This window comes from Rhodococcus sp. WAY2 (genome assembly GCF_009859915.1).
Taxonomy (GTDB): Bacteria; Actinomycetota; Actinomycetes; order Mycobacteriales; family Mycobacteriaceae; genus Rhodococcus_F; species Rhodococcus_F oxybenzonivorans.
In genome coordinates this window covers 3,921,241-3,934,519 of record NZ_CP046572.1, presented here as the reverse complement: position 1 = coordinate 3,934,519, position 13,279 = coordinate 3,921,241, and the positions used below count along the sequence as shown (strand labels likewise).

The window sequence follows — 13,279 nt, the reverse complement described above, 5'->3', positions numbered from 1 at the left end:
CGCCACATGCACATTCATGGCTTTGACAATCATTTGCGATAAGGAGTACTTCTCATGGGTGACCCTTTTGCGTAAATCTCCCCTGCCCGCGGCCGTTGTTGCTCTAGGACTCTCGGCTGCGCTCTTGACTTCCTGCTCTTCCGACTCGGCAGACGCTGCCACCGACAACGCAACGCGCACCGATTCGGCGACGCCCCGACTCGCGTTGAGCTACGACGGAGGTGTTCTCGTGCTCGACGCGAAGACACTCGATGTCGTCGGAACCGCCGAGATGGACGGGTTCAACCGCCTCAACCCGGCGGGTGACGGCCGGCACGTACTGATCAGCACGGGCAGCAGTTTCACCGCGCTCGACACCGGAACCTGGACAGACGGCGACAGCCATTTCGTCAGTGATCCGGCGGTCACGGACATCTCGTTCGACGCGACGACGCCTGGGCACGTGGTCCGGCACGACGGCAAAACGGTGCTGTTCGACGACGGCACCGGCCTGGTGCGCGTCTTCGACCCGGCAAAGCTCGCCGATGGTCTGCCCGAGACCACCGACTACACGACACCGGAAGCGCACCATGGTGTGGCGGTGGAACTGTCGGACGGCAGCATGCTCACCACGGTGGGCAACGAAGACGAGCGGACCGGCATCGTCGTACTCGACCGCGACCGCAAGGAGATCGCGCGCAACGAGGAGTGCCCCGGTGTACACGGCGAAGCCGTGGCGGCGGACGAAACCGTGGTTGTCGGTTGCCAGAACGGCCTGCTGATCTACCGTGACGGCGTCATCACCAAGGTGACCAGTCCCGATCCGTACGGACGCATCGGCAACCAGGCCGGGGACGAGAATTCCCCGATCATCCTGGGCGACTACAAGACCGACCCGGACGCCGAGCTCGAGCGTCCTCAGCGGGTCAGCCTGACCGACACCACCACCGGACAGCTGACGCTCGTCGATCTCGGCACCAGCTACACGTTCCGTTCCCTCGGCCGTGGTGTCCACGGTGAAGCGCTCGTCCTGGGTACCGACGGTGCACTGCACGTGATCGATCCCGCGTCCAAGACGGTGACCCGTACGGTGCCGCTGATCGACCCCTGGACCGAGCCGGAGCAGTGGCAGTCGCCCCGGCCCGCCCTGTTCGTGCAGGATGGCACGGCCTACGTGACCGATCCGGCGAAGAACAGGATCCACGCGGTCGACCTCGAGTCCTGGACCGTGTCCGGTTCGGCCGATCTTCCGCAGACGCCGAACGAGATCACCGGCGTCACCGGCTGACGCAGTGAAGGCGTATCGGATTCGGACCCGCAGGGGGTGGGTCCGAATCCGATACCGTCACGACGCGTCGGTTGTGCCCGCGAGCGGACCGAGTTCCTCGTCGAGGGCTTCCTGCACCACAGCCATCGCCGACAATCCGGCAGGGGCACCGCAGTAGGCGCTGGCGTGAATGACCGCCTCCACGATCTCCGTGCGGGTCAGACCGTTTCGAAGAGCTCCGCGCACATGCCCTTTCAGCTCACCGTGCGCCCGCAGTGCAATCAGCATCCCGAGGTTGAGCAGGCTACGGCTGCGCCGATCCAACCCGGGCCGGTTCCATACAGCACCCCAGACGTGTTCGCTGACGAATTCCTGCAGAGCTTCACTGTCGGTACCGGCAGTGCGGGTGAGTGCCCGCTCGACGAAATCGGCGCCCATCACCTCGCGGCGCACTGCCAACCCCGCCTCGACTGCGGGACTTCGACCACCACCGGCCGGTTCTGCTTCGGTCATCGGTTCACTCCTGTTCCGGTGCCTCGATCGTCACCACCGTCACTCTACGAACTCCCAGCTGCCGTGCTCCCAACACCCGAGCCATGTCGGTGCGGCCGGATATAACGGAACCCGACAACACGAGGAAGTGTGGGAGCTGTGATGCCGACCGAGCACGAGGTGCGCACGATGATGCTGGCTCTGCCAGAGGCACACGAGGTGGTGGTCGCCAACTGGGGTGACCAGCCGACCTTCCGGGTGCGCAACAAGATGTTCGGTCTGGTCGGGTACGGCGCGCCCACGGTGTGTCTGAAAGCCACCCTCGAAACCCAGACCGCCCTTGTCCAGGAAGATCCCGAGGTGTTTCTCGTGGCGCCGTTCTTCGGGCGCTGGGGGTGGATCGACGTGGTTCTGGAGGCGGTGACGTCGACCGAACTGGCGGAGCTGGTCGAGGAGGCGTGGCGCCTCACCGCCCCCAAACGCGTCGTCGCCGCGTACGACAAGGAACGGGGTGCTACTCCCCTGTCGTGAATCGCCCGAGCTGATGCCGCAGGGCACTTTCGAGATCGGGGCGCCGGAACCGGTGCTCGCGCGAGAGAAGCCGTCCCGGGACAACTCGCTGATTCGCGAGGGCCAGTTCTCGGGCCCCTTGCTCACCCAGGAGTAGTTTGGGTCCGAAGTCGGGCACCGCTAGGAACGCCGGCCGGTGCAGCACCGACGCAAGTACCGCCGTGTACTCCTCGTTGCGCACGGGATTCGGCGCGACGGCATTCACCGGACCAGTCAAGCGCGGGTCGACGACGGCCCGATGGTAGATGTCCACCAGGTCGTCGAGGTCGATCCACGACAACCATTGCGTACCTGCACCGAGCCGGCCACCGAGTCCCACCTCGAAGAGTGGCCTCTGTAGCCGCAGGACACCACCTTTCGGCGATTGGACGATACCGGTCCGCACGGCCACCACCCGCGCGCCCGCATCGGAGGCGGAAGCGGTCGCACCTTCCCACTCTGCCACCGTGTCGGCGAGGAAGCCGTCACCACGCTCGTCGTCTTCGTGCAGGAGCTCGTCGCCGCGGTCCGGACCGTAGTAGCCGATCGCCGACGCAGTGACGAAGACATTGGGTCCGTCGGGAGTGGAAGCGATCAGCTCAGCCAGTCGCCGAGTGGGTTCGATGCGGCTGTCCCGAACGGCACGGCGGTGGCTGTCGGTGAAGCGGCCCGCAATGGACGCGCCGGCGAGGTGGATCACCGCGTCGACACCCGCAAGGAGATCGGTGGCTGGAGCGGCCGGGTTCCAACGCCGCTCGTCCGGGGTCTGCGGCGTGCGGCGCACCAAGCGGACGACCCGGTGCCCTCCCGTGGCGAGAAACGCGGTGAGAGCCGAACCCACCAAGCCCGAACTACCGGTCACCGCGATCGTGCGGGAACCCGGCGCCAGGGTCGATGCCCACTGGTGGCGGGCCATGTCGTCGGCGACCTGGCGATGCCGGTAGAGGAACGTCGAGGTCAGGAAGCGGCCCGGGACGGCGGTGTCGACGCGGTCGGTCATCCGGGTCTCGTCTTCGGATACGACCTCGAATGTGTGCGTGTGCCGCCACGGCACCAGCAGCCGCATCGGGAGCGCCGCCGAATAGTCGACGAACTGCCGCGGCGGGTCGTACCCCGCTGGGTCGTGTCGGGCTGTCCACCGCAGGCCGCCCGGCAAGCGCAGCACCGCCCGCCCCGCCTTCAGGGAATCCGCTTCCTCGTCGAGCGACAGCGGCTGCCACGGCGGCGACAGCCGAGTGAAGGCCCCGGGTCTCGTATGCCACGCGAACAGCTCGTCCCGCGCGGATCGGATCACGCTCGAATGCACGATGCCCATCACTCGACCCTAGCGTTGATCGAGCGAGGCGGCACCCATGACGGGTAGCGTATGGGAATGGCACAGTTACGCGTACTGGTCACGGGTGCTACGGGATACATCGGTGGACGCCTCGCACCCCGACTGCTGGAAGCCGGGTATCACGTGCGGGTGTTGGCACGTTCCCCCGAGAAGCTGACCGATGTCCCTTGGGCGTCGGACGTCGACATTGCTCGCGGCGACCTGAGCGATCCCGAATCCCTTTCTGCCGCTTTCGCGGACGTGGACGTCGTCTACTACCTCGTCCATTCCATGGGCGGCCCGGACGAGTTCGAGGAGGCCGAACGTGTCAGCGCGGAGAACGTCGCTCGAGCCGCCCACACCGCCGGGGTAGGACGCATCGTCTATCTGGGCGGGCTCCACCCCGAATCCGCGGACCTGTCTCCGCACCTCCGTTCTCGGACGGAAGTCGGGAAGATCCTCACCGAGTCCGGCGTGCCCACAATGGTTCTGCAGGCCGGGGTCGTCATCGGATCCGGTTCGGCCTCTTTCGAAATGATCCGTCACCTCACCAACAGACTCCCCGTGATGACGACGCCGCGGTGGGTGAACAACAAGATCCAGCCCATCGCCGTCCGCGACGTCCTGCACTACCTCGTCGCGGCAGCGGAGGCCCCGTTACCGCGCAGCCGCGCCTACGACATCGGCGGCCCCGACGTGATCCGGTACGGCGAGATGATGCAAATCTATGCGGAGATCGCCGGACTGCGGCAACGCAGAATTCTCGTCCTGCCCGTGCTCACACCGAAACTCGCCGGTTTGTGGATAGGACTGGTCACCCCCATACCGCGTTCGCTGGGCCGGGCACTGATCGAATCACTGCACAACGATGCCGTCGTCGGCGAGCACGACATCGACGACGTGGTTCCACCACCGGCAGCAGGGCTGACGTCGTACCGTGACGCCGTTCGATTGGCGTTGCGGCGCATCGACAACGGTGAGGTCGAGACCACCTGGGCAAGTGCGTCCCCCGTGGGTGCCCCGTCCGATCCGCTCCCCTCCGACCCCGACTGGGCCGGTGAGGTTGTCTACACCGACGAGCGCAGCAAGGAGTGCGCTGCCGATGCGCACACCCTGTGGATCGTCGTCGAAAGTATCGGCGGGGAAAACGGATGGTACTCGTTTCCGCTGGCCTGGTCCGTGCGTGGCTGGCTCGATCGGATCGCCGGTGGTGTCGGGCTCACTCGCGGTCGTAGAAATCCGAAGCAGCTCAATACCGGTGATCCACTGGATTTCTGGCGTGTCGAGCATATCGAGCGCGGTTCGCTGCTGCGGCTGCGCGCGGAGATGCGGGCTCCCGGCGGAGCTTGGCTCGAATGGCGTGTCCGCCCCGTCGATCAGGACTCGTCGCGGTTGGAGCAGCGCGCCATCTTTTTCCCGAAAGGACTGGCGGGCCGGCTGTATTGGTACTCCATCCTTCCGTTCCACGGAATCATCTTCCGGGGAATGATGGAGAACATCACCGGCGCCGCCGCCCGCCTGGGTCACACGGTGCAGAGGGGTTGAATGTTGTCTCGACCTCCGGTGGTCGGCGACGTCAGCAGCAGGCAGGAATTGTAACCCCGCGATTCCACCACCTGGCGGATCTGCGTCCAGCCGGAATCGTCGACCGCAGGAGTCCGCGACAGGACGAAACCCGACGTGCGCGCCGGATCGCCGACCAGTGCCCACGAATAGTCGTCGGCGATGTAGGTCACCACATAGTTGGTGGGACCCTCGGGTCCGCTCTGAAACGGTACCGAGGGGAAACTCACGTGCAACTGTGCGTTGGTGACGGGATCGTTGACGCGCGCGTTCCCTTCGATGCCGCTCGTTCCTCCCGCCCACGTCGTGCAGGAGTTGGACACACTCACATTCGCGGAATCGCGCACTCCGTAGGTGGCTCTCGTGTCGCGCGCGCAATCGAGGTTGAACGGTTGCGGTACCGCGGCCAGTTGGTACCAGGTACCGGCATACCGCTCCACGTCGAGGCCGGCGACAGGGGCCAGCGCCCCAGGGAACTCCGCCTGCCCCATCGGTTCTGCCTGCGCCGGACCCGCTGCAAGCAACACAGCGGCGGCGGCGGTCGCAAGTCCGACGGCACATCCACGCATTGTCGAAACGCCCATGTCGAGCCCTCTTCCGGTGATCGAGTTCACGGTGACACGCACACCCCGAAGAGAGGGCTGCGCGGCACCCTTGCGGAAGGAATTCGACGCCGCCTCGCCACCGGATGGGTTGGATACCGAAATAAAAAGCGGACCCATCCGCTTCGCGAACCGCTCCGAATGGCTGTCGATGGTGCGCAACCGCACCCACATCGGAGAGAGGCAATTTCCATGAACATCACCACACGGGTACTGGCAGTCGCAGCGAGCACGTCCTTGGTGTTGCTGGGTGCAGCATGCTCCTCGGACGACAGTGACTCGTCGAGCACTGCCGGCGCCGCAGACACCATGACTTCCGAGTCGAACTCCGGCTCCGGAGCCACTACTTCTTCCGCGATGGCCGACCCGGCCGCCAACCTGGTGGGCCCCGGTTGCGCCGAGTACGCCAAGACCGTGCCCGAGGGCGCAGGGTCGGTCAACGGAATGGCGCAGGATCCGGTGGCCACCGCCGCTTCGAACAATCCCATGCTCACCACGCTCACCGCGGCGGTCTCGGGACAACTCAATCCGCAGGTCAACCTGGTGGACACCCTCAACAGTGGACAGTTCACCGTCTTCGCGCCTGTGGATGCCGCATTCGCCAAAGTTGATCCCGCCACCATCGAAACGCTGAAGACCGATTCTGCTCTGCTCACCAAGGTGCTCACCTACCACGTGGTGCCCGGGCAGATCGCACCGAACGACATCGATGGCGAGCACGCCACCGTCGAGGGCGGTTCCGTCACCGTCACCGGTTCGGGTGACGACCTGAAGGTCAATGACGCCGGCGTGATCTGCGGTGGCGTGCAGACCGCCAACGCGACGGTGTACCTGATCGACTCCGTCCTGATGCCGCAGTAATTCCCGGCTCACCCATCACACACAGATCCCGGTGGTACCGAATCTCGGTGCCGCCGGGTTTTGCGCGTTGAAGGAAGGGGCAGAGGACAGGCCCGAACGATGTATTCCTCTGAGCCCGAGTCGATCCGGCAATCCACGGCCACTTCAGCTTCGAATCACTGATATGGAATTCGGTTTCGCCACAACGACGAGGCACGTGCGCAAGCGCTCATCCGCGTGCCCACCGTCGGCGGCAATCCGATGAACGATTCGGCCACCGACGTCCGGGCGTTCGACGCGGCAACCCGATTGCTGGAGAGGTCGATGTCCCCGACCTGGTCGCACCGGCCGCAGGCTGCGATTAGGCTGAAGTTCGATGAACGGACAAGGCCGATGACCGGCGTCGACAGGGCCACGGAGAACGTGACGCTGACGGCTTTGCTCGCGCAGATTGCCGCGGGCGAAACCGAAGCGTTCACCCTCTTCTACGAACGCACGAGCGCGCGCGTGTACGGCATGGTGTTGCGCGTTCTCCGCGACCCCGGCTACAGCGAGGAAACCACCCAAGAGGTGTACCTGCAGGTCTGGAAGTCCGCAGCAAGCTTCGACCCCCGCCAGGGCTCACCGCTGTCGTGGCTGATCACCTTGGCGCACCGCCGTGCGGTCGATCGGGTGCGCTCCGAGCAGTCGGGCACCGACCGGGAATCGACCTACGGCGCGGCGAGCTACTACGGCCCGTTCGACGCCGTGTCCGAAGAGGTTGCCCGCCGTGGCGACAAGAATGACGTCATCGACTGCCTGGGCACTCTCACCGAAATCCAGCAGGAGACCGTTGTCCTGGCCTATTACGGCGGACTCACCTACCGCGAGGTGGCAGAGCGGTTGTCCGTGGCCCTACCCACCGTGAAATCGCGAATCCGAGACGGATTGAGAAGGCTCGGGCAGTGTTTGGGGGTGCAGGTCGATGGATGAGTCCACCAACCCTCTGCTCGATCTCGCCCCGGTATACGCCCTCGACGCGGTCGACGACGTGCAACGGCGCCAGATCGACGCCGCGGTGCGGGACGCTACGCCCCAGGTTCGCGTCGAGTTCGCCGACGCGGTACGAGGTGTCCGGGAAACGATGGCTGCACAGTCCGCCTCTACCGCAGTGGAACCGCCCGCCCACCTGATCGGCCGCATCCTCGGGTCGCTGCCCGCCGCGACCACCCCGGTGTCGCTCGACGGCGCGCGCAGTCGACGCCGCAACCGGCTGATCGCCGCGCTGACAGCGGCGGCCGCGGTGGTCGTTCTCGCGGTCGGCGGTGTGACCGTGGTGCAGCAGTTCCGCGATGATTCCACCGAGCCCGTTCCCGCCCAGATTCTGGCGGCCGACGACGTCCGCACGGCGGTAGCGCCCATTGCCGGTGGTGGTTCGGCCACGGTCGTCTTCTCCAAGGACGTCGACGCGGGCGTCCTGGTGATGAATGATGTCACTCCGCCTGCTCCGGGCTCGGTGTACCAGATGTGGCTCCTCGGTCCCTCCCACGAACCGGTGTCGGCGGGGATCATGGACGCTGGCGCCGTGTCTCCGTCCACGACGGCCGTCGTCACGGGCATCGACGAGTCGACGGCCCTCGGGTTCAGTGTGGAGCCGCCCGGCGGTTCGCCTCGACCGACCACAATCTTCGCGACGATCAACCTCGCCTGACCGCAGATCCCACTGGGCCCCGGACGCAGAGAAACAGGCAACGCAAAGAGGAGAGGCACACGATGATGCTGACCCGCGGATGGCGCGACATGCGGTCGATGAAACGGCTGTTCGCCGAGACCGAAGCCGAAGCCGACCGGCTCGGTGACCGGGAGCCCGGTGCGGAACATCTCTTATTGGCGTCGTTTTCGTTGCCGGACGGCACTGCTCGTCGAGTGTTCGAGCGTCTGGGATCCAGCCGGGACGCTCTGCGCGAGGCCATTACCCGGGTGCACCGTGACGCACTCGCTGCAGCAGGCATCGGTGACACTACCTCCGTCGACACGGCACTGCGCCGGCCCCGTTCCGGCCCCCTGCATCTGTCGGCACCGGCGCGCGAGGCCTTCCGCGAGGCGACAGCGGTGGCGAAGGCGGGGCGTCGACCGTTCACCGGGGCGGACATCGTCCGCGCGGTAGCGGGAGTCGAACACGGCACGGCGGCCCGCGCCCTGGAAATTCTGGGTCTCGAGCGGTCCGACGTCATCGATGCCGCCCGGGCCGAGGCTCGGGCCTGACCAGCACCGCGCGATACCCTCGTAAGGTGGTTCTCTCCAGCTCGACCTCGGTGTCACCTGCGGATCTCCTCGGCTCGATGCGCGACGTCATCGACGGCTCGCTCCCCGACATCGCCGTCCGGTTCTCGAAATTTCTCGCCGACATCTGGCCACACACCGCACTCGTGATCTTCACCCGTGAATGCACCGGACGTCCCCGGAAGGTCAGCGGAGATCCGTCGATCGTCGAGCGGGTCACCATCACCGAACTCGATGCACTGCGCACGCAGCTGGCCGTGGACGAGGTCTTCGACGATCACGCCGTGATCGCCGGCTCGAAGCGGAAGGTCTGGGCACTGCTGGACGCCACCGGCACCTTGCTGCTCGTCGTACCGAAAACCCGTCAGCGCATCCGCGACGTCGACCTCGTCGGGGCCGCATTCGGTGTCGTAGCCGTGTCCATTCGACTGCAGGTAGCGCAGGCCAGTCCGGCCTATCTGGCGGAGTCGCGGGCAGCGTCGAGCGAGAGGGCCAGGACCATCGTCGAATTAACGGATCTGCATGCCGCCACCCTCGAGTCGATCCTCGCCACCCTCCGGTCCAAGGATCTCGACGATCATCGGTCGCGCATCACGGCGAGCGAGACCGCGTCCACGGCCCTCGTGGCGCTGCGCTCGGCCGGTGAGTCCGACCGTCTCCTCACGGAGGAAGCCGTCACCACCGCATTCGCCCGACTACAGGGTGAACTCCGGCCCCTTCTGCAGCACCGGCCACTCGTCGTCGATTACGTCGATCCGCCCGCGGACGGACGGGCCCTTCCCGGTGAAGTCGCGCATGCCGCACGCGCAGTGGTGCGCAGCGCTGTTCTCGCCTTCGCCGCACAGGCGACGCTCGAACGGATTCGCATCGCCTGGGACTGCGACGGATCCAATCTTCTGGTCGAAGTCCGCGACGACGGCGCCGGCGGCCTGGACACCGACGCACTCGTTCGGCAACTGTCGGGCCGCGTCCACACCCTCGGTGGGCGGATCGCCGTCGAGTCCGTCGAGGGGTGGGGCTCCCGCGTCGCCGTCGCCATTCCGCTCGATCCTCCGGCGGTGAGGCCCGACGAACAACAGCTCGGCGACCTCAACCCCCGCGAACTCGAGGTGCTGGGCCATCTCGCCACGGGCAAGCGGAACAAGGCGATCGCCGACAGCCTCGGCATCAGCGAGAGCACCGTCAAGTTCCACGTTGCCGGGGTGTTGAAGAAGCTCGGGGTGGGGTCGCGCGGAGAAGCAGGGGCGATCGCGCTCGAGGCAGGGATCCGCGCCGACAGCCTCAGGTGATGCGGTCGGGGTGGGTGTAAATGTTCATGGTGGTGCCGCGGAGGAATCCGATGAGGGTCAGTCCGGTGTCGTGGGCGAGGTCGATCGCCAGCGAGGAGGGGGCGGACACAGCGGCGAGGACGGGGATCCCGGCCATCACCGCTTTCTGGGCGAGTTCGAACGACGCCCGCCCCGACACCAGCAGGATGCTTCCCCGCAGCGGGATGCGGCCCTGTTCGGTGGCCCAGCCGATCAGCTTGTCGACCGCGTTGTGCCGGCCGACGTCCTCCTTGACCGTCAGCAGGTCCCCGGTGGCGGTGAACAACCCGGCCGCGTGCAACCCACCGGTGCTGTCGAACACCTTCTGCGCCGCCCGCAGCCGGTCCGGCAGCTCCGCGATCGTCGCGGACGGCACCCGCACCGGGTCGGTGGCCGGGGAATGCTTCGTGCGTTGCCGGATCGCGTCGAGGGACGCCTTCCCACACACCCCGCAGGAGGAGGTGGTGTAGAAGTTCCGTTCGATCCCGGTGTCGGGCAGAAAGATCCCCGGGGCGAGGTCGACGTCGAGAACGTTGTAGGTATTCACCCCGTGCTCGTCGACACTGTTGCAGTACCGGATCGACGCAATATCCGCCCGGTCGGCGATGATCCCCTCGGTCAGCAGGAACCCCTGCGCCAGTTCCACATCCGAACCCGGGGTCCGCATCGTCACCGCCAGCGGGGTCCCGTTCACCCGAATCTCGAGCGGCTCCTCGACCACCACCGTGTCCGGGCGGGTCGACTGCCGGGTGTCGGTGATCCGGGTGACCGGGGTCCGGAGCGTCACCCGCCCCATCAGGGCCGCCTCTCGAGCCGGATCAGCACGGCCTTCGACACCGGAGTATTCGACACCGCCGCCACGTGATCGAGCGGAATCAGCGGATTCGTCTCCGGATAGTAGGCGGCCGCATTCCCCACCGGCGTCGGATACGGCACCAGCCGAAAATCGTCGGCCCGCCGCTCCTCCACGGTGCCGTCCGGGGTGGTCCACTCCGACACCAGGTCCACCCGATCCCCGTCGGTGAAGCCCAGTACGGCAAGGTCGTCGGTGTTGATGAACAACACCCGCCGGCCGCCCTTGACGCCGCGGTAACGGTCGTCGAGACCGTAGATGGTGGTGTTGTACTGATCGTGCGACCGCATCGTCTGCAGGATCAGCTTCCCCGCCGGCACCGGCAACCAGGACAGTACGTTGACGGTGAAGTTCGCCTTCCCCGTGCTGGTGTCGAATCGGCGCTCATCCCGCGGTGGATGCGGCAGGGCGAACCCGTCGGGCGCACGCACCTTCCGGTTGAAGTCCGCGAACCCGGGAACCACCCGGGCAATACAGTCGCGGATCCGGTCGTAGTCGGCGGCGAACTCCTGCCAGGGCACCGGGTGATCGGGACCGAACAAGGCCTGGGCGATCCCGCACACGATCGCGACCTCACTACGTAGATGCTCACTGGCCGGGGGCAGACTGCCGCGGGACAGATGCACCACCGACATCGAGTCCTCCACCGACACCTGCTGCTTGCGCCCGGACTGCACATCCTTGTCGGTACGGCCCAACGAGGGCAGAATCAGCCCGGTTCGCCCGGTCACCAGGTGGGAACGGTTCAGTTTCGTCGACACCTGCACCGTCAACGCACAGTTACGCAGGGCGGCCTCGGTGGTGTCGGTGTCCGGGGTGGCGGAGACGAAGTTGCCGCCCATCCCGACGAACACCGACGCCTTCCCGTCCCGCATCGCCCGAATCGAGTCGACCGCATCCCACCCATGTCGGCGCGGTGACCGGATCCCGAACTCGGTGTCCAACGCGGTCAGGAAGGGTTCGGGCATCTTCTCCCAAATCCCCATCGTCCGATCGCCCTGGACGTTGGAGTGCCCGCGGACCGGGCACACCCCGGCCCCGGGTTTGCCGATCATCCCCTGCAACAGCAGCAGATTCACCGCGTCCTGAATGGTCGCGACCCCGTGGGTGTGCTGGGTCAACCCCATCGCCCAGCAGATGATCGTCTTCTTCGAGGCGATCAGCGCGTCGGCCGTCTGCTGGATCTGTTCGAGGGTCAGGCCAGTAGCTTGGACCACGGTGTCCAGATCGACCCGCCGGATGGCGGCGGCGTAGTCGTCGAATCCTGCGGTGTGGCGGTCGATGAAGTCGCGGTCGATCACCGTCCCCGGGTTGCGGTCCTCTTCCTCGAGCAAGAGCCGGCCCAACCCTTGGAACAGGGCCTGGTCGCCGCCGATCCGGATCTGCAGAAACTCGTCCGCGATCTGCACCCCGTTCCCGACCACCCCGTGCACCTTCTGGGGGTCCTTGAACCGCAGCAGTCCCGCCTCCGGCAACGGGTTGATCGCGATCACTTTCGCCCCATTGCCTTTGGCTTTTTCCAGGGTGGAGAGCATGCGGGGGTGGTTGGTGCCCGGGTTCTGGCCGGCGATCAGGATCAGGTCGGCGTTCTCGATATCCGGAACGGTCACCGACCCCTTCCCGATCCCGATCGTCTCCACCAGAGCCGACCCGGAGGATTCGTGGCACATGTTCGAACAGTCCGGCAGGTTGTTCGTGCCGAACGCACGAATCATCAACTGGTACACGAACGCCGCCTCATTACTGGTGCGCCCGGACGTGTAGAACACCGCCTCGTCCGGCGATCCCAGCGCGCGGAGTTCCCCGGCGATCATCGCGAACGCGGCGTCCCAGCCGATCGGCTCGTAATGCGTTCCCCCGGGCAGCAGCACCATCGGATGCGTCAGCCGGCCCTGCTGCCCCAACCAGAACTCGGTCTTGCCGAGCAGCTCCGCCACCGAATGCTCGGCGAAGAAGGGCGGCCCTATCTTCCGGGTGGTCGCCTCCTCCGCCACCGCCTTCGCCCCGTTCTCACAGAACTCGGCGTGTTTGCGGTGCCCCGGTGTTTCCGGCCACGCACACCCCGGGCAGTCGAAACCGTCCCGCTGATTCAGCTTGAACAACGTGCGGGCCGTGCGCACCGGACCCATCTGCTCCAACCCGCGGCGCAACGACACCAACACCGCAGGAACACCCGCCGCATAGGACTTCTCGTGCGTGACGACGACATCATCCTCGTCGAAGGTGTACCTGTCGGTGGTGTCGGTCATG

The 13,279-nt window shown here is 66.3% G+C and carries 13 protein-coding genes; 8 read left to right on the top strand and 5 right to left on the bottom strand.

What is annotated here, in order from left to right; all coding sequences use genetic code 11:
* The first annotated feature begins 58 nt into the window (after window positions 1-58).
* Window positions 59-1,267, top strand: a complete 1,209-nt coding sequence (gene aztD / locus GFS60_RS18065) for a zinc metallochaperone AztD (protein ID WP_159923276.1) — start codon at window positions 59-61, stop codon at window positions 1,265-1,267.
* 57 nt (window positions 1,268-1,324) lie between these two features.
* Here aztD and GFS60_RS18060 read toward each other — a convergent pair whose 3' ends face one another.
* A complete protein-coding gene (locus GFS60_RS18060; protein WP_159923274.1) occupies window positions 1,325-1,759 on the bottom strand; it encodes a carboxymuconolactone decarboxylase family protein in 435 nt (144 codons plus the stop codon).
* Window positions 1,760-1,900: 141 nt separating this feature from the next.
* Here GFS60_RS18060 and GFS60_RS18055 point away from each other — a divergent pair, with 141 nt between their 5' ends.
* A complete protein-coding gene (locus GFS60_RS18055; protein ID WP_109334021.1) occupies window positions 1,901-2,269 on the top strand; it encodes an MmcQ/YjbR family DNA-binding protein in 369 nt (122 codons plus the stop codon).
* Here GFS60_RS18055 and GFS60_RS18050 read toward each other — a convergent pair.
* Window positions 2,253-3,602, bottom strand: coding sequence for a TIGR01777 family oxidoreductase (locus GFS60_RS18050; protein WP_159923272.1), 1,350 nt, complete (start codon window positions 3,600-3,602; stop codon window positions 2,253-2,255). The two genes, GFS60_RS18055 and GFS60_RS18050, sit on opposite strands and share 17 nt — an antisense overlap.
* Window positions 3,603-3,659: 57 nt before the next feature.
* Here GFS60_RS18050 and GFS60_RS18045 point away from each other — a divergent pair, with 57 nt between their 5' ends.
* Window positions 3,660-5,147, top strand: coding sequence for an SDR family oxidoreductase (locus GFS60_RS18045; protein ID WP_159923270.1), 1,488 nt, complete (start codon window positions 3,660-3,662; stop codon window positions 5,145-5,147).
* Here the strand turns inward: GFS60_RS18045 and GFS60_RS18040 are convergent.
* The gene (locus tag GFS60_RS18040) at window positions 5,126-5,749 is read right to left on the bottom strand and encodes a lipocalin family protein (protein WP_159927318.1); all 624 of its coding nucleotides are present in this window, start codon (window positions 5,747-5,749) and stop codon (window positions 5,126-5,128) included. The genes GFS60_RS18045 and GFS60_RS18040 overlap by 22 nt on opposite strands.
* 210 nt (window positions 5,750-5,959) lie before the next feature.
* Between GFS60_RS18040 and GFS60_RS18035 the strand changes: the two genes are divergently transcribed.
* The 5 genes from GFS60_RS18035 to GFS60_RS18015 all read left to right on the top strand — a co-directional run bounded on the left by GFS60_RS18035 (window position 5,960) and on the right by GFS60_RS18015 (window position 10,158).
* Window positions 5,960-6,628, top strand: coding sequence for a fasciclin domain-containing protein (locus GFS60_RS18035; RefSeq protein WP_159923268.1), 669 nt, complete (start codon window positions 5,960-5,962; stop codon window positions 6,626-6,628).
* Between the two features lie 372 nt (window positions 6,629-7,000).
* Complete coding sequence (locus tag GFS60_RS18030) at window positions 7,001-7,579, top strand: sigma-70 family RNA polymerase sigma factor (protein WP_159923266.1); 579 nt, start codon at window positions 7,001-7,003, stop codon at window positions 7,577-7,579.
* Window positions 7,572-8,297, top strand: coding sequence for an anti-sigma factor (locus GFS60_RS18025; RefSeq protein WP_159923264.1), 726 nt, complete (start codon window positions 7,572-7,574; stop codon window positions 8,295-8,297). The genes GFS60_RS18030 and GFS60_RS18025 overlap by 8 nt, the downstream gene beginning before the upstream one ends.
* 62 nt (window positions 8,298-8,359) lie before the next feature.
* Window positions 8,360-8,851 carry a Clp protease N-terminal domain-containing protein gene (locus tag GFS60_RS18020; protein WP_159923262.1) on the top strand — a complete coding sequence of 164 codons (492 nt, stop codon included), beginning with the start codon at window positions 8,360-8,362 and terminating at the stop codon, window positions 8,849-8,851.
* A 77-nt stretch (window positions 8,852-8,928) separates the two neighbouring features.
* A complete protein-coding gene (locus tag GFS60_RS18015; RefSeq protein WP_159927316.1) occupies window positions 8,929-10,158 on the top strand; it encodes a helix-turn-helix transcriptional regulator in 1,230 nt (409 codons plus the stop codon).
* Here the strand turns inward: GFS60_RS18015 and fdhD are convergent.
* Both fdhD and GFS60_RS18005 read right to left on the bottom strand, forming a co-directional pair.
* The gene (fdhD, locus tag GFS60_RS18010) at window positions 10,151-10,972 is read right to left on the bottom strand and encodes a formate dehydrogenase accessory sulfurtransferase FdhD (RefSeq protein WP_159923260.1); all 822 of its coding nucleotides are present in this window, start codon (window positions 10,970-10,972) and stop codon (window positions 10,151-10,153) included. The genes GFS60_RS18015 and fdhD overlap by 8 nt on opposite strands.
* The gene (locus GFS60_RS18005; RefSeq protein ID WP_159923258.1) at window positions 10,972-13,278 is read right to left on the bottom strand and encodes an FdhF/YdeP family oxidoreductase; all 2,307 of its coding nucleotides are present in this window, start codon (window positions 13,276-13,278) and stop codon (window positions 10,972-10,974) included. Before GFS60_RS18005 ends, fdhD begins: the two co-directional genes overlap by 1 nt.
* Between the last annotated feature and the right edge of the window lies 1 nt (window position 13,279).

Bases quoted from the DNA above. Each gene is read 5' to 3' on its own strand.
- GFS60_RS18060 (WP_159923274.1), bottom strand. From the start codon at position 1,759: ATGACCGAAGCAGAACCGGCCGGTGGTGGTCGAAGTCCCGCAGTCGAG.
- GFS60_RS18055 (WP_109334021.1), top strand. From the start codon at position 1,901: ATGCCGACCGAGCACGAGGTGCGCACGATGATGCTGGCTCTGCCAGAG.
- GFS60_RS18050 (WP_159923272.1), bottom strand. From the start codon at position 3,602: ATGGGCATCGTGCATTCGAGCGTGATCCGATCCGCGCGGGACGAGCTG.
- GFS60_RS18045 (WP_159923270.1), top strand. From the start codon at position 3,660: ATGGCACAGTTACGCGTACTGGTCACGGGTGCTACGGGATACATCGGT.
- GFS60_RS18040 (WP_159927318.1), bottom strand. From the start codon at position 5,749: ATGGGCGTTTCGACAATGCGTGGATGTGCCGTCGGACTTGCGACCGCC.
- GFS60_RS18035 (WP_159923268.1), top strand. From the start codon at position 5,960: ATGAACATCACCACACGGGTACTGGCAGTCGCAGCGAGCACGTCCTTG.
- GFS60_RS18030 (WP_159923266.1), top strand. From the start codon at position 7,001: ATGACCGGCGTCGACAGGGCCACGGAGAACGTGACGCTGACGGCTTTG.
- GFS60_RS18025 (WP_159923264.1), top strand. From the start codon at position 7,572: ATGGATGAGTCCACCAACCCTCTGCTCGATCTCGCCCCGGTATACGCC.
- GFS60_RS18020 (WP_159923262.1), top strand. From the start codon at position 8,360: ATGATGCTGACCCGCGGATGGCGCGACATGCGGTCGATGAAACGGCTG.
- GFS60_RS18015 (WP_159927316.1), top strand. From the start codon at position 8,929: ATGCGCGACGTCATCGACGGCTCGCTCCCCGACATCGCCGTCCGGTTC.
- fdhD (WP_159923260.1), bottom strand. From the start codon at position 10,972: ATGGGGCGGGTGACGCTCCGGACCCCGGTCACCCGGATCACCGACACC.
- GFS60_RS18005 (WP_159923258.1), bottom strand. From the start codon at position 13,278: ATGACCGACACCACCGACAGGTACACCTTCGACGAGGATGATGTCGTC.